14 protein-coding genes are annotated in these 15,759 nt (G+C 41.5%); 6 read left to right on the top strand and 8 right to left on the bottom strand.

The window, feature by feature from the left end; genetic code table 11:
- Positions 1–33: 33 nt before the first annotated feature.
- The gene (locus BUE31_RS10570) at positions 34–3,363 is read right to left on the bottom strand and encodes a vitamin B12-dependent ribonucleotide reductase (protein WP_073403235.1); all 3,330 of its coding nucleotides are present in this window, start codon (positions 3,361–3,363) and stop codon (positions 34–36) included.
- A gap of 353 nt (positions 3,364–3,716) precedes the next feature.
- Here BUE31_RS10570 and BUE31_RS10565 point away from each other — a divergent pair, with 353 nt between their 5' ends.
- Complete coding sequence (locus tag BUE31_RS10565; RefSeq protein WP_073403233.1) at positions 3,717–4,238, top strand: thioredoxin family protein; 522 nt, start codon at positions 3,717–3,719, stop codon at positions 4,236–4,238.
- Positions 4,239–4,620: 382 nt separating this feature from the next.
- Here BUE31_RS10565 and pyk read toward each other — a convergent pair whose 3' ends face one another.
- Both pyk and BUE31_RS10555 read right to left on the bottom strand, forming a co-directional pair.
- A complete protein-coding gene (gene pyk, locus BUE31_RS10560) occupies positions 4,621–6,057 on the bottom strand; it encodes a pyruvate kinase (protein ID WP_073403232.1) in 1,437 nt (478 codons plus the stop codon).
- A gap of 67 nt (positions 6,058–6,124) precedes the next feature.
- Complete coding sequence (locus BUE31_RS10555) at positions 6,125–6,550, bottom strand: IPExxxVDY family protein (protein WP_234997787.1); 426 nt, start codon at positions 6,548–6,550, stop codon at positions 6,125–6,127.
- A 144-nt stretch (positions 6,551–6,694) separates the two neighbouring features.
- On the opposite strand from BUE31_RS10555, the gene BUE31_RS10550 reads away from it, so the two are divergent.
- The 3 genes from BUE31_RS10550 to rnc are packed head-to-tail and all read left to right on the top strand — an operon-like array spanning position 6,695 to position 8,940.
- Complete coding sequence (locus BUE31_RS10550) at positions 6,695–6,931, top strand: acyl carrier protein (protein WP_031266521.1); 237 nt, start codon at positions 6,695–6,697, stop codon at positions 6,929–6,931.
- 21 nt (positions 6,932–6,952) lie between these two features.
- On the top strand, positions 6,953–8,206 hold the full coding sequence (gene fabF / locus BUE31_RS10545) for a beta-ketoacyl-ACP synthase II (protein ID WP_073403230.1): 1,254 nt from the start codon (positions 6,953–6,955) through the stop codon (positions 8,204–8,206).
- Positions 8,207–8,214: 8 nt separating this feature from the next.
- Positions 8,215–8,940 carry a ribonuclease III gene (gene rnc, locus BUE31_RS10540; RefSeq protein WP_073403228.1) on the top strand — a complete coding sequence of 242 codons (726 nt, stop codon included), beginning with the start codon at positions 8,215–8,217 and terminating at the stop codon, positions 8,938–8,940.
- Between the two features lie 111 nt (positions 8,941–9,051).
- Here the strand turns inward: rnc and BUE31_RS10535 are convergent, their stop codons facing one another.
- Positions 9,052–9,810 carry a hypothetical protein gene (locus tag BUE31_RS10535; RefSeq protein ID WP_073403226.1) on the bottom strand — a complete coding sequence of 253 codons (759 nt, stop codon included), beginning with the start codon at positions 9,808–9,810 and terminating at the stop codon, positions 9,052–9,054.
- A 268-nt stretch (positions 9,811–10,078) separates the two neighbouring features.
- Between BUE31_RS10535 and BUE31_RS10530 the strand changes: the two genes are divergently transcribed.
- Both BUE31_RS10530 and BUE31_RS10525 read left to right on the top strand, forming a co-directional pair.
- Positions 10,079–10,537: a PA2169 family four-helix-bundle protein gene (locus tag BUE31_RS10530; RefSeq protein WP_073403224.1), complete on the top strand. Its 459-nt coding sequence runs from the start codon at positions 10,079–10,081 to the stop codon at positions 10,535–10,537.
- 248 nt (positions 10,538–10,785) lie between these two features.
- The gene (locus BUE31_RS10525; protein ID WP_073403223.1) at positions 10,786–11,520 is read left to right on the top strand and encodes an acyl-CoA desaturase; all 735 of its coding nucleotides are present in this window, start codon (positions 10,786–10,788) and stop codon (positions 11,518–11,520) included.
- A gap of 75 nt (positions 11,521–11,595) precedes the next feature.
- On the opposite strand, the gene BUE31_RS10520 is transcribed toward BUE31_RS10525, so the two are convergent.
- The 4 genes from BUE31_RS10520 to lpxD form a co-directional block, all read right to left on the bottom strand.
- On the bottom strand, positions 11,596–12,228 hold the full coding sequence (locus BUE31_RS10520; RefSeq protein WP_073403221.1) for an ABC transporter ATP-binding protein: 633 nt from the start codon (positions 12,226–12,228) through the stop codon (positions 11,596–11,598).
- A gap of 132 nt (positions 12,229–12,360) precedes the next feature.
- A complete protein-coding gene (gene lpxA / locus BUE31_RS10515) occupies positions 12,361–13,146 on the bottom strand; it encodes an acyl-ACP--UDP-N-acetylglucosamine O-acyltransferase (protein ID WP_073403219.1) in 786 nt (261 codons plus the stop codon).
- Positions 13,143–14,552 (bottom strand): bifunctional UDP-3-O-[3-hydroxymyristoyl] N-acetylglucosamine deacetylase/3-hydroxyacyl-ACP dehydratase, encoded by a 1,410-nt coding sequence (locus tag BUE31_RS10510; RefSeq protein WP_073403217.1) that lies wholly within the window; start codon positions 14,550–14,552, stop codon positions 13,143–13,145. The genes lpxA and BUE31_RS10510 overlap by 4 nt, the downstream gene beginning before the upstream one ends.
- 83 nt (positions 14,553–14,635) lie before the next feature.
- Entirely contained in the window at positions 14,636–15,676 is a 1,041-nt protein-coding gene (lpxD, locus tag BUE31_RS10505) for a UDP-3-O-(3-hydroxymyristoyl)glucosamine N-acyltransferase (protein ID WP_073403215.1), read from the bottom strand.
- Positions 15,677–15,759: the final 83 nt, after the last annotated feature.

Below are 15,759 nucleotides of genomic sequence, written 5' to 3'. Positions count from 1 at the left end.
TTTCGCCTTTTACCTTTTCGCTTTCACCTCTCCTCATGAGCATCCCATCGAATTACCGCAATTTAAACATTTATAACAGGTACCTGATCGGATAGTAGTATGTCCGCAGGTGTTGCAGGCCGGGGCATCGCTTTGTACGCCCATGCTCAAATCAACACTATACTGTTTTTTAATATTGCTGTTATTACCACTTGTCACTGGCTGATAAACATTGCTTTCATCCGTATTAAAATCGCTGTTGTCCATTTGCGGGTTACCGATCACGCCGTTTTGTTCCGTTATTACGTGAACAAGGTCGGTGCGATTCTGATATTCATATCCCAGCATCCGGAAAATATAATCGATTATGCTTGTTGCGCTTTTTATATTGGCATGGCCAACCACCATACCTGCAGGCTCAAAACGGGTAAAGGTGAATTTCTCTACATATTCCTCCAACGGCACACCATATTGCAGGCCAACCGAAACGGCAATGGCAAAGCAGTTCATCAGCGAGCGGAAGGTGGCACCCTCTTTGTGCATATCCACAAAGATTTCGCCCAAAGTGCCATCTTCATACTCACCGGTACGCACAAACACTGTTTGCCCGTCAATACTTGCTTTTTGCGTATAGCCCCTGCGTTTAAACGGCAGGCTTTTCTTTTGCACCACCCTCGAGAGCTGGCGCATAAAGTTGGTGTCTTTTGATTTTTCCATTATGGCCATAGCCGCTTCTATCACCTGCTCGCTGGTTAAATCGCTTAACTTCACATTGGCAGCCTCGCCCAAAACCTCTTCAACGGTATCCAGCTTTTCATCACTTACCGCTTCTTTCTCCTCTTTGGTATCTGATTTGGTTGATAGCGGCTGCGATAATTTACAGCCATCGCGATAGAGGGCATTAGCTTTTAAACCTAATTTCCATGAGAGCTCGTAACAATCTTTTATCTCGTCAACATTAGCCTCATTGGGCAGGTTGATGGTTTTTGAAATAGCTCCTGACAGGAACGGCTGTGCTGCTGCCATCATTTTTATATGCCCGTGCGAGTGGATATAGCGCTCGCCTTTTGCACCGCATTTGTTTGCGCAATCAAATATGGGGTAATGTTCTTGTTTTAAATAAGGTGCCCCCTCAATGGTCATGGTACCGCAGACGTATTCGTTAGCTTCGGCAATTTCTTTGCGACTAAAGCCTAATGCTCTTAATACATTAAAATCAGGTGCATTGTACTGTTCGGGCTTAAAACCAAGACGTTTAAAACAGTCTTCACCCATCGTCCATATATTAAATGCAAAGCCAATCTCAAATGCAGCCATCAGGCCTTTATCCAGTTTCTCCAGCTCATCATCAGTAAAGCCTTTTGCTTTTAAACTGTCTATATTAATATACGGAGCGCCTTTTAAAGTAGCTGCGCCTTTTGCATAATTTACAATGGCGGTAACCTCATGCTCAGCATAGCCCAAATTGCTCAAAGCTTCGGGCACTGCCTGGTTAATGATCTTGAAGTAACCACCGCCCGATAGTTTTTTAAATTTCACCAATGCAAAATCTGGCTCAATACCGGTAGTGTCGCAATCCATTACTAAGCCTATTGTACCTGTTGGGGCAATAACAGTAGTTTGTGCGTTGCGATAGCCGTATTGCTCACCCATTTCAACGGCCTTGTCCCAGGCGTTACAGGCGGCAGATAAAAGATAATCGGGACAATCAGCCTGCTCAATTCCCGGAGGGGCAATCTCAAGTCCTTCATAATTGCCTGTAGAGTTATAGGCCGCGTAGCGGTGGTTGCGCATTACGCGCAGCATGTGTTCTTTATTGTCATTATAGCGACTGAACGTGCCCAGCTCTCTCGCCATCTCGGCTGAGGTTGCATAGGCCGTACCCGTCATAATAGCGGTGATTGCGCCACCTATTGCGCGGGCCTTGCTGCTATCATAAGGAATCCCGTTTACCATTAATGCCGAACCAAGGTTAGCATAACCAAGACCCAATGTGCGGTAATCATACGATAATTGTGCAACTTCCTTAGATGGGAACTGAGCCATTAGTACGGAGATCTCTAATACTATGGTCCAGATGCGGCAGGCATGTTCAAAGCCCTTTACATCAAAAATGCGTGTTTGGGTATCAAAAAAATGTGCCAGGTTGATGGATGCCAGGTTGCAGGCAGTATTATCCAAAAACATATATTCCGAACATGGGTTAGATGCATTGATCCGTCCACCTTCGGGGCAGGTATGCCATTCGTTTATGGTACTATCAAACTGTACGCCCGGATCAGCACATGCCCAGGCTGCAAAGGCAATATCGTCCCATAATTTTTGTGATGAGATTGATTTTATGGCTTTGCCTGTCATCCTACTGGTTAAATCCCAGGGCTTGCCATCTTTTAATGCCTTAAAAAAGCTGTTAGGAATGCGCACCGAGTTGTTTGAGTTTTGCCCGGATACCGTTTTATAAGCCTCGCCTTCATAATCAGACGAATATCCGGCAGCAATCAATGCGGCTACTTTCTTTTCTTCTTCAACCTTCCAGTTTACAAAGCCTTCTATTTCGGGATGATCCAGGTCCAGGCAAACCATTTTAGCGGCCCGGCGGGTAGTTCCGCCTGATTTAATGGCGCCGGCGGCCCTGTCGCCTATCTTTAAGAACGACATTAATCCAGATGAGTAACCACCACCCGAAAGCTTTTCGTTATCGCCCCTGATCTTTGAATAATTGGTGCCAACACCCGATCCGTATTTAAAGATCCTAGCTTCACGTACCCACAGATCCATAATACCACCCTCGTTCACCAGATCATCATCTACAGAAAGAATAAAGCAGGCATGCGGCTGCGGGCGCTCATAAGCAGAAGTTGATTTGCTCAGTTCTTCCGTTATGGGGTCAACATAATAATGTCCCTGTGGTTTTCCGGTTATACCGTATGAGTTGTGCAGCCCTGTATTGAACCATTGCGGCGAGTTTGGTGCGGCCAGCTGCCCGGTAATGGTATAAACTATTTCATCATAAAAGATCTCAGCATCGGCCGGGGTGGCAAAATAGCCGTAGCGCACGCCCCATTCTTTCCAGCATTTAGCCATGCGGTTGGCAACCTGTTTAATGCTTTTTTCAGATCCCGTGGTGCCGTCAGGTAATGGTACACCGGCCTTTCTAAAATATTTTTGCGCCAATATATCAGTAGCAACCTGGCTCCATGTAGCAGGTACTTCCACATCGTTCATTTCAAATACGGCGTCGCCTGATGGATTGCGGATTACCGATGAGCGTTTTTCATATTTAAACAAGTCAAAAACGCTGATCCCTTCTTTAGTGAAATGCCTTTCAACTTTTAATCCTTTGTTGTTTTCGGTGGTTGTTTTTTTGTAGATGTCGTCTCCCATATCAGTACATGTGTAGTAAGCAGAATAGCCGTTAAAAAAACTCAAGGGGTTTTACGTAAAGCTACATATACATGGCAATGGAATTCAATTCAGAGTTTTCCACACAGTGTGAACAAGGGCCTCTCTACAGCGCAATTAATGCCAAATAGTTAGTTCACAGTATATTAATTGTGTTGAAAAGTGTTTTTTAGCAACGGCAGGGGAGAATCGCATTCGCCCAAATCCATCCGAATAGCGAGACGAGGGGAGGTGAAATTCATAAAATGATATGCTGAGACAAATCAAATTAGCCCGCCTTGTGCAAATCATTAAAATTGCAGAATTTAGTAGATCATAACACTAACATACTAAATATGAAAAAGCTATTATTTATTGCATCATTTATCATAATAGGTTTTGGCGTAAAAGCACAGACCGCAGCCACTCCTGTTAAACTAACCGACACTGCTAAACTATATCATCCTGAAGCTGATGCCAAGTCTGATATTGTCAATGCGGTAAAAAAGGCATCTGCCGAGCATAAAAATGTATTACTTCAAATTGGCGGTAACTGGTGTATCTGGTGCATCCGCTTTAACGACCTGGTTACCCGTGATCCTGATCTTAATAAATATGTGCGCGATAATTATGTTATTGTACACGTAAATTACAGCAAAGAAAACACGAACGATAAACTACTGGCTGAACTTGGCTATCCGCAGCGTTTTGGATTCCCGGTATTTGTAGTGCTTGATGATAAGGGAAACAGGCTTAATACCGAAAACTCAAGCTACCTGGAAGAAGGCAAGGGGCACAGTAAAGAAAAGGTAATGGGTTTTTTTAAAGATTGGTCGCCTGCAGCAATTGACCCGAAGAGCTATGATAAAGCGAAATAAATATTGATCCATCCCCGCGAGCTGTGTCCCCACAGCTCGCCATAGGACAGGTAGCCTGCATGTATAGTGCTGATCCGACCAGTTGGCGGACAGCATGACATACTTTTTTTTGTTCCGAATCAATAGGTATAATATATTTACAAAAAGATAATACTAATTAAACCTTGGCTTCGTTATTGTAGTCCTAATTGATGTATAACAAAAAAGTTACAATATGAAAACTTTAAGAATTTGCTGGGATTATTACTTCGCCAACTTAAATAAGTTACGGGTTAAGGCCTGCCAGGCGGAGGTTTATTAATATTTAGTGAGTAGTTGATTGGGTTAATTAAGTGAGTAGTTAAATTTTTAAAACTTAATCAACCACTCACTTAATCAACCATTATTCAATAACAGTAACCTTAAGCATATTGGTTTTGGCCTTTTTTGAAATTGGCACCGAAGCTGTATTAATTACCACTTCGCCAGCTTGTACTAGGTTTGCCGCTTTAAGTATCCCATTTACATCACTTATAGTTTGGTCGGTACTTTCTTCACGATCGTAATAAAAAGTACGTACGCCCCAAAGCAGGCTTAGCGCATTTAAAAGGTGTTTGTTGGCTGTAAAAATATAGGTACCTGCTTTTGGCCTGTAGCTTGATATTTCAAAGGCTGTATAGCCCGATGTTGTCATTGATACAATACCTACTGCATTGGTATGCTCAGCCAAATAAACAGCCGATCCACAAACCGCGTCGCTTAAATAATCTACAGATTTAGTATCGGTATTAGCTTCTTTATTAGCGTTGAACGGATAGCCCAGGTCTTCAACATTGCGGATAATTTTCGCCATTGTTTCAATAACTATCACCGGGAATTCACCAACTGATGTTTCGCCGCTTAGCATCACTGCATCAGCGCCATCAAGTACAGAGTTGGCAACGTCATTCACCTCGGCGCGGGTTGGGCGCGGGGTTGTGATCATTGATTCAAGCATCTGGGTAGCTACAATTACAGGCTTTGATGCTTCGCGACATTTGCGGGCAATCATTTTTTGTAAAAGAGGAACTTCTTCCAGGGGCATTTCAACGCCAAGATCGCCACGGGCAACCATAACGCCATCTGTAGCTGCAATTATTTCGTCAATATTATCTATGGCTTCAGGCTTTTCAACCTTGGCAATTACTTTGGCAGCTTTACCGCTTTCAGCAATTATTTTCTTTAATTCCAATATATCCTGGCCGGTACGTACAAATGAAAGGCCAACCCAATCAACGTCCCAATCCAATGCATATTTAAGGTTCTCAAGGTCTTCTTCAGTTAAGCTTGGGATTGATACTTTAGTATTTGGCAGGTTAACACCTTTACGCGATGTTAAGATCCCACCATGTACAATTTCGCAAACAACGGTATCAACTTTATTGGTTTCAATAACCCTCATCTGGATCTTTCCATCGTCCAGCAAAATAATTTCATCCGGCTGTACGTCTTGTGGGAAAGTTGGGTAAGTGATGTAGATCTGGTTATCATCACCAATAAGCTCATGCGTGGTAATATTTATGCGGGTTCCGTTAACCAGGTGAATGCCGCCATCTTTTACCAACCCAATGCGGATCTTAGGTCCTTGCAGGTCGGCTAATATGCCAACATTGGTTTTATATTCTGCATTTATTTCTCGAATGGTATCAATCACTGCTTTATGATCCTGGGCTTTTCCATGTGAAAAATTCAGTCGGCAAATGTTAACGCCAGCCTGTATCATGGCTAACAAAACTTCTTTTTTTGCCGAAGCGGGGCCCATTGTGGCAACAATTTTAGTTCGGTTATAATATAATTTCATACTTATCTGGTTAATGCGGCTTATCAGGTTATCTTTAGTGTACCTATAACACTTTTAAAAATTTGCGCTAAAATAAGAGATTTTCGCGTGATTTTATTTTTTTAGGATCAATCTTTACTGCGGCAACAATTTCGGGCACCTTATTTAATGCCGAAACAAGGTTATCAAGGTCATTCTCGTCAATATAATTTTTTATCAACAAAAAATAATCTGCCTTTCGCATCTCGGGGATCAGGTAGCCATCAGAGCCTTTATTGGCAATAAAGTAGAAATCAGTCTCTGTTGCTTCCCAATTATAGTGGTAAATTGAGAATAAAACAGGCTCGGTTCCGTGATTAATATCAACTTCCAGGTCGGGATTTTTTACCAAATTAAAGCTTAAAGCCTTGTTAATCAAATAACAAACACGATAGTCTTTCAACGAAGTTGTAACTGCGATGAGAACAAAATCAAGATCGATCTCAAACTTTAAAAATTTCCTGCTCAAAATCATTACTTTTGCAGCGGTAAAAATACAAAATCGAAACACTTGCAATAAAATATTGTTGCATATAATGCAAAAGTTTTTAGATTTGATATTTAACAGAATTTATTTTTCTTTGCACTGAATTTATTTAATCATTTAAACTATAAGACTATGTCTGATATCGCTTCAAGAGTAAAAGCTATTATCGTAGAAAAATTAGGTGTTGACGAAAGTGAAGTTACACCCGAAGCTAGCTTCACCAATGACCTTGGTGCTGACTCGTTAGACACCGTGGAATTAATCATGGAGTTCGAAAAAGAATTTAACGTAGCTATTCCTGATGATCAGGCCGAAACTATCGGAACTGTAGGTCAGGCTGTTGCTTACCTTGAAAAAAACGTTAAATAAGAACTCCCCCAACGCTATTAAATGGAGTTTAAAAGAGTTGTTGTAACCGGGCTTGGAGCACTCACCCCAATTGGTAATACAGTTCCTGAATATTGGAACTCATTGCTTAATGGTGTGAGTGGCGCTGCCTTGATTAAGAGTTTTGACACAGAAAAGTTCAAAACCAAATTTGCGTGCGAAGTGAAAGGCTTTGACGCAGATGCCTTTTTAGGCCGTAAAGATGCACGTAAGCTTGATCCCTTTGTTCAGTATGCCCTGTTTTCGACAGAAGAAGCGATAAAAGACGCGGGGCTAAATTTTGATTTGCTTGATACAAACCGTATCGGCGTAATCTGGGGATCTGGTATAGGTGGTTTAAAAACATTTTTAGATGAGGTTGTTAATTTTGCCAAAGGCGATGGTACACCTCGTTTTAACCCGTTCTTTATTCCTAAAATGATAGCTGATATTGCCCCAGGCCATATCTCTATCAAATACGGTTTGCGCGGTCCGAATTTTTCTACCGTATCTGCCTGTGCATCATCAAATAATTCGCTTATTGATTCATTTAATTATATCCGCCTGGGTAAAGCTAATATGTTTATAAGCGGAGGTTCTGAAGCTATTATTAATGAAGCCGGTATTGGCGGATTTAATGCCATGCATGCTTTGTCAACCCGTAATGATGACCCGGCAACGGCATCACGTCCGTTTGACCTGGACAGGGATGGATTTGTTGCTGGTGAAGGCGCCGGAACTATTATTCTGGAAGAATTGGAGCATGCCAAAAAGCGCGGTGCAAAAATTTATGCCGAAATGATAGGCGGTGGCATGAGTGCCGATGCTTATCACATGACAGCCCCGCACCCGGAAGGATTAGGAGCTGCCCTTGTAATGAGGCATGCTTTAGAGGATGCTGGTATTACACCGGCAGATATCGACTATGTAAACGTACATGGTACATCAACCCCTATTGGCGACCCGCAAGAGGTTAAAGCTATCCAGGATGTTTATGGCGAAGAAGTTTACAGGATAAATATCAGTTCAACCAAATCAATGACCGGGCACTTATTGGGTGCTGCAGGTGCTGTTGAGGCCATTGCTGCTATCTTAGCTATAAAAAACGATATTGTTCCGCCAACCATCAATCACTTTACTGATGATCCGGCTTTTGATCCGAAAATTAATTTTACGTTCAATAAGGCGCAAAAACGTATTGTAAACATAGCACAGAGCAACGGATTTGGTTTTGGCGGGCACAATGCTTCTGTAATATTTAAAAAGTACGAAGAATAAGACCCTTGATGCCTATAAGTCGTTTTTACAAGCTATATTTCTCACCTAACAGAAAATACGTAAAGATTTTAAAAAATTTGCTCGGTTTTGTACCGGGCAATTTGTCGTTATATAAACTGGCATTCCGGCACAAATCTGTTGCGCAAAATATAAAAAAGGGAGTTAAGAACAGCAATGAACGATTGGAGTTTTTAGGCGATGCGGTATTAGGGAGCGTGGTTGCCGAAGTGCTTTTTAAGCTTTATCCGTATGAGGATGAAGGCTTTTTGACCGAGCTGCGCTCAAAAATTGTAAGCCGTAATAACCTTAATCAACTGGCACGTAAGCTTGGCTTTGATAAGCTGATAGAGTATGATAGCCGAATGCTTAACTCATCAAGACAGGGTTCATTACTTGGGGATGCTTTTGAAGCGCTGATTGGTGCAGTATACCTTGATAAAGGCTATGATTTTACACGCAGTTTTTTGGTGAATCACATCATCAAATCGCATGTGGATATTCATACACTTGAGCAAACCGAAAGCAATTTTAAAAGCAAGCTTATTGAGTGGTGCCAGCGTCATAGCAAGGATATTTCATTCGATCTGGTAGGCAATGAAGAGGGAGAAAACGTAAAGCTATTTACTGTTCAGGCCCTGATTGACGGCGAAGTGATGGGACAGGGAAAAGAATTCAGCAAAAAGAACGCCGAAAAGCTTGCCGCCGAAAAAGCTTGCGAGACGCTGGGGATCTGATTTATTTCGGATATCGAATGTTCGATGTCGGATTTATTTGTCTGAATTAAATTTTTCAGAATAATATTGTTTTTCAAAGGCGTTCAAGAGCTGCACCATTTCTTATTTTTATCAGGGCTGTTCCTGTTTCGGCCTAATAAAGGTTGGCTGGTTTAGCTGCTGCAACTTTTCTTTATCTGCTGATTTATCGTAGTACTCATACGATTTCCTGATCTGCTTTATCAGCTCGTAATCATTCCATCCCTTAAGATCTTCATAGGATGGTGTATAATATTCCATAAACTTTTTCGCAACGGTATCACTGGTATTAGTTACCCGCGCTACCAGTGCTACACTATATCTTCTTCTAATCTCGGCATATTCAAGTTCGCCTTTTGAGAAGTTTGCAAACCGGCGTGCATTACTTGGGCCTTTTCCAAAAAGCTCATATATACCCGTTAAGGGCGATGTTAAAAAAGACAATACGGGTGGCTTTCCGTTGTAGTAAATACCTTGTTTCCTGTAATTGCCCATTACTTCATTTAGCTCCTGGCGTTTTGTCTGTCCGTTTATAGTTACCTGGTCAAGTACAATAACAGGTTGCATGTAAACAGGGATATCAGCCTTGGCTATGATCACAACTTTTTGGTCGGTATAATTCAGTTTGCTGAAAAGAAGGGTATCGCCTATGGTTGCGTCAATAGAAAACCATCCAAGCTCATCGCTCATTTTAATATCCCGGCTTCGCAAATTGGTGATCAGCACCTGGGCTATCCTTTCAACACTTACACTCCTTGATATAACGCCTCTTACAACAAATGTTTGCTGCGCATGTGCCTTAACCAAAAAGCTGAGGCAAAGCATAATAATTGTAACAAATTTATAGCGCATCTGATACAAAGTTAAAGATTGTAAGCCATAGTAAATGTAAAAAAGTGTTAAAACGGGCAGTTAGTACCTGGAGATTAGGGTTAAGTCAACAGTCTTTAATAAGTGAATTTTGTTTTTGGCTTAAGATTAAATGATAATTCATATGTGGCATAGCAATAATTAATTAAATCATTTTTATAAGGGAAAAGCGGCTTCAATCTCAAGTTCTAATCATTTAATTATTGGCAGGATAGTTGTTTTAGTAACCATACACGCAAAAACTATCGTTATGGCAACTATTGAAAAATCAATTGAGATATTAAACGACTTGATAGAAATTAATAATGATCGTGTTGCAGGCTTTACCCATGCGACAAAAGAACTGAATGATAGGGATCTTGATTTGCGGACTATTTTTATGCAGTTGAGAGATGATAGTCGCAAAAATGTTCATGAGCTTGGTACGACTATAAATAAAAATGGCGGCGAAGTTGAAATGGGCATGAGCGGGAGCGGAGCTTTACACCGCATATGGCTTGATGTTAAAGCCACCTTTAGCGGGCACGACCGTAAACGCGTTTTAGAAGAATGTGAACGCGGCGAAGATGCTATAAAGAGGGCGTATCAAACTGCGCTGTCTGCTGATAGCGGTTTATCCCCTGAATTTTCAGAAATTGTACAGCGCCAGCAAATGGGTATTATAGCAGCACATAACCAAATAAAAGCATTGCGCGATAGCCAGGCTTAATTAAAAGGGATTTATTACAACCAAGCTTTGCTAACTTTTAAAAATTGACAAAATTTTGTTTGTGAGAACGAATTTCCACATAACCACTCCATTATTATCTTTTCATCAGGCCCATAAAATCTATAATCCTTATCCTTTCGTAAATTCTCTAAACCTAGATATCAATATAAATACCTACCAGATTATTTTAATTGTATCTTTGCAGTTGGTTATAAAAACAATTCCTTTACAAAATATATTATATCCTCGTGATCATCCTCATATTCTTTCTTGCGCATTGGTTTCTGTCATTATTTTTTCAAACATTTTTCTTGCACCGGTACGCTTCACACAAAATGTTTAGTACGCATAAATTTAACGAGCGTGTTTTTCACCTGTTAACTTTTATTTGCCAGGGTTCATCATTTTTAAACCCCCGGGCATATGCCATAATGCACCGTGAGCATCATGCTTACAGTGATACGGAGAAAGATCCGCATTCGCCTTATTTTTTCAGGGATGTATTTCAAATGATGTGGCGTACAGCACAAAGCTATAAGCTTTATGAAAAACGTTTGAAAGAACCTGATGCGCAGTTTAAAGGGAACTACCCTGAGTGGCGCCTGCTTGATTACTGGGGCTCAACATTTGTATCACGCATTGCATTTGGTGTACTATACGTGGTGTTTTACGCGTTTTTTGCCACCCATTGGTGGATGTTCCTGTTACTGCCCATTCACTTTATGATGGGGCCTATTCATGGGGCAATAGTTAACTGGTGTGGTCATAAATATGGTTATGCCAATTTTGATAACGGCGATAAGTCAAAAAATTCAACTCCTTTTGATTTCTTTATGCTGGGTGAGTTGTTCCAGAATAATCACCACAAACGCCCTAACAATGCCAATTTCGCTGCCAAATGGTTCGAGTTCGATCCGGTTTACCCGGTGATGAAATTTATGCATTGGATAAGGCTGATAAAGCTGCGAGAAGCATATATATAATTTGAGCTGAAAGCCAAAAGCGCAAAGCAGAAAGCCTTTTTGAAATATTGAAAAGAAAGCTTTCTGCTTTAGCCTTTAAGCTTTCTGCTTATAATCCGAAATATTCAATCTTTCATCACAAAAGCTATATTCATGCTCCTGGTTTGAGCAAATGATGGTTAGGCGATTGGCGGCAAATTTTTGCACCAGGCTTAAATACCAGTCAACGCCCTGGGTATCCAGGTTTGAGGTTGGTTCATCAAGCATCAGCATGGGGGTATCTGAACAAAAGGCAAGCGCCAGCTTAAGCCGCTGCTTCATTCCGGATGAAAAATACCTGATCATTTTATTTTTATTGCTTTCCATTGCAAGCAATTCAATTACTCCATTTTTATCGATCCCGGCTTTATAAGGCTTAAACTTGAAATGGAAATCTATCACCTCACTTAAAGTAAATTCTTCAATTAATTCAAGGTAGGGCGCCGCCAAACTAAGATGTTGATAAACCTCGCTGATCTCAACCTCTGTATCGTTATAGAAATAATTAAGCCGCCCTGCAGAAGGAGCAAGGCTGCCATTCAATACCTGCAATAGGGTTGATTTACCAGAACCATTTGGCCCAAGTATGGCGTAAGTTTTATTATCAGTAAAAGTATGGTCAATCCCCCGGAAGATCCAGTCGCGATTAAAACGGCGGCCAATGTTTTGCAGGGAGATGGAGAAGTTCATGGTTGATAGTTCATGGTTGATAGTTCATGGTTGATAGTAAAAAGTTCATGGTTAATGGTTCATAGTAGTTGCAAGTTTTTATTGCTTATCCAACTCCTATTTTCGGACATGAACTATCAACTATGAACTTTCTTAAGAATTCCCAAACCCCTTCATAATGCCGCGTTGCGAGTTCTGAACAAAATTAATGATCTCGTCGCGCTCAACAGTCGGGTTAAATTCAGCCTCGATAATATCAAGGGCTTTGGTCATGTTATATTTTTTAAGGAATATAATACGGTAAATCTCCTGGATCTCGTTAATGGTTGCTGCCGAAAATCCCCTGCGGCGCAAACCAACAGAATTTATCCCGATGTAGGATAATGGTTCACGGCCTGCTTTTGTATAGGGGGGGACATCCTTACGTACTAATGAACCACCTGAGATCATACTGTGTGCACCTATTTCAACAAATTGATGTACCGCAGATGTGCCACCAATAAAGGCATAATCATATACATTAATATGTCCTGCAAGCTGTACTGAGTTCGCAATGATCACATTATCGCCAATAACACAATCATGAGCCACGTGTACATAAGCCATAAGCAGGCAATTGCTGCCTATAGTGGTCGTGTTTTTATCAAGCGCGGTACCGCGGTTTAGGGTTACGCATTCGCGGATAATAGTATTGTCCCCAACGGAAACAGTACTTTGTTCGCCGCGATATTTAAGGTCTTGTGGCGGGGCAGAGATAACAGCGCCAGGGAAAATGCGGCAGTTTTTGCCTATCCGCGCACCATCCATAATGGTGCTGTTTGAACCTATCCAGGTACCTTCACCAATTTCTACATCTTTGTGTATGGTAACAAATGGTTCAATTACCACATTATCAGCTATTTTAGCCTGCGGATGTATGTATGCCAGGGGCTGGATCATGCTTCTTCAGTTTTTGTTCTTTTTACTATTTGTGCCATCAGTTCGGCTTCAACTACTACTCGTTCGCCAACCATTCCTATTCCCTTCATTTGTGCAATTCCGCGCCTTATAGGGGCAAGCAGGTTGCAATGAAAAATGATTGTGTCGCCAGGCACAACGGGCGCCTTAAACCGGGCATTTTCTATTTTAAGGAACAAGGTAATATAATTTTCAGGATCGGGCACAGTATTTAATACCAATATGCCTCCTGTTTGTGCCATTGCCTCAATTTGCAACACTCCCGGAAATAACGGTGTGCCCGGAAAATGCCCTCTGAAGATCTCTTCGTTCATGGTTACATTTTTCAAGCCTACCACGTGGCTTTTTGTTAATTCAAGAATTTTATCTATCATTAACATAGGCTGCCTGTGCGGTAAAATGTTCATTATCTGAACGGTATCGTACACAGGCTTTGCATTCGGATCGTAAATTTTAATATGCTTACGGCTTCTTTCCTTTTTTATAAGGGTTTTTATTTTTTTAGCAAAGGCTACGTTAGCCGCATGCCCGGGCCTTGCCGCCATAATATGACCACGTAACGGAACACCTACCAGCGCCAAATCGCCAATCATATCAAGCAACTTGTGCCTTGCCGGTTCATTTTGATGCCTTAGTTCAATATTATTCAGGATGCCTTGCGGCGCTACTTTGATGTCTTTACGGTTAAAGATCTTGGCAAGGTGCGCTAATTCTTCTTCATCCACTTCCTTATCAACCACTACAATGGCATTGTTAAGGTCGCCACCTTTTATCAGGTCGTGCTTTAACAGCATTTCCAGCTCGTGCAAAAAGCAAAAAGTGCGGCATGAGGCAATCTCTTTATTAAATTCAGAGATAGTTGAGATACTGGCATGCTGGCTGCCTAAAACCTGCGAGTTGTAATCAACCATACAGGTGAAACGGTAATCGTCCAAAGGCATTGCCACCATTTCAACCTTACGGTCAGGCTCAGAGTAGTGAATGTTATAGGGGATGTGATAGTATTCGCGGTCAGCTTCCTGTTCAACGAGCCCCATGTCCTTTATCGCATCAACAAACTGGATAGAGCTGCCATCCATAATTGGTGTTTCAGGGCCATCCATATCAATTAATACATTATCAACCTCCAGGCCAACCAATGCAGCCAAAACGTGTTCAATGGTGCTCACGCTTGCGCCATTTTGTGTAATAGTAGTTCCGCGTGAAGTATCTGTTACATTATCGCAATCCGCATCAATAACAGGCGATCCTTCTATATCAACCCGCCTGAATTTATAACCATGATTTTCAGGAGCAGGATTAAAGGTCATGGTAACGCTTTGCCCGGTATGTAAACCCGTGCCTGAAACCGAAACCGGTGCCTTAATAGTTTTTTGTTTTACATTCATGTTTTATGGTCATTGGTCATTAGTCAGTTGTCATTGGTCTTAGCGCCCTGGGATATCCTCACTAATGACCAATGACTTAATGACTAATGACCTTTCTTCAATTCCGTAATTATTTTTTCCAGTTCGTTAATTTTTTTCTCTAATTCGGGTAAGCGGTTAATCACAATTTGTGAACGCATGTGATTTGAGTAGGGCTGCGCCGGTGAACCCATCCATTTTTTCCCTTCTTCAGTTAATGAACGGCTTATGCCCGACTGTGCCTGAATCTGTGTGCCTTTAGCTATGCTGATGTGTCCAACAATGCCAACCTGCCCACCAATAATACAATTTTCACCAACTTTTGTACTTCCTGATATGCCTGTTTGAGCAGCAACAACCGTATTTGACATGATCTCAACATTATGTGCCACCTGGATCAGGTTATCAAGCTTTACACCCTTGCGGATTATGGTTGATCCCATAGTTGCCCTGTCGATAGTTGTGTTGGAACCTATTTCAACATCATCCTCAATCACAACATTGCCAATCTGGGCTATTTTACTGTAAGTGCCATCGCCAACCGGAGCAAAGCCGAAGCCATCGGCGCCAATTATAGTGCCTGAATGAATAATTACATTGTTGCCTATTTTGCAATCAAAATAAACTTTTACACCGGCATATAAGGTAACGTTATCGGCAAGCTCCACATCATCGGCAATATAGGTTTGCGGATAAATTTTGCAGTTATTCCCAATTTTAACATTTGGCCCTATATATGCGAAGGCGCCTATATAAGCATTTTCGCCTATCGTTGCTGATGGGTGGATAAAGCTGGGCTGTTCAATACCGGTTTTGTTTAATTTGAGGGTGTTATACATCTCCAAAAGCACGGTAATAGCGCTGTAAGCATTGTCTACACGTATCAGTGTTGCTTTAACCGGCTGGGCAAGTGCCTGGTCATTATTAACTATTACAGCAGACGCATCTGTTGTGTACAGGTATTGCTCATATTTGGGATTAGCCAAAAACGACAGTGAACCTGCCTGTGCCTCCTCTATCTTGCCAAGTTGATTTACCTGCACTGCGGGGTCACCTTCAACTGTTCCATTAAGCATCAAAGCTAATTGCTGTGCGGTAAATTGCATCGGGCAAATTTAATCGTTAATAGTATAGTAACAAAATTAGTTGATTAGGTTGATTAAGTGAGTGGTTGATTGGGTTGTTGAAC

Origin of the sequence: Mucilaginibacter sp. OK098 (assembly GCF_900142915.1) — a bacterium.
Lineage (GTDB): Bacteria > Bacteroidota > Bacteroidia > Sphingobacteriales > Sphingobacteriaceae > Mucilaginibacter.
The sequence above is the reverse complement of the archived record's forward strand: the minus strand, read 5'-3'. Positions and strand labels throughout refer to the sequence as shown.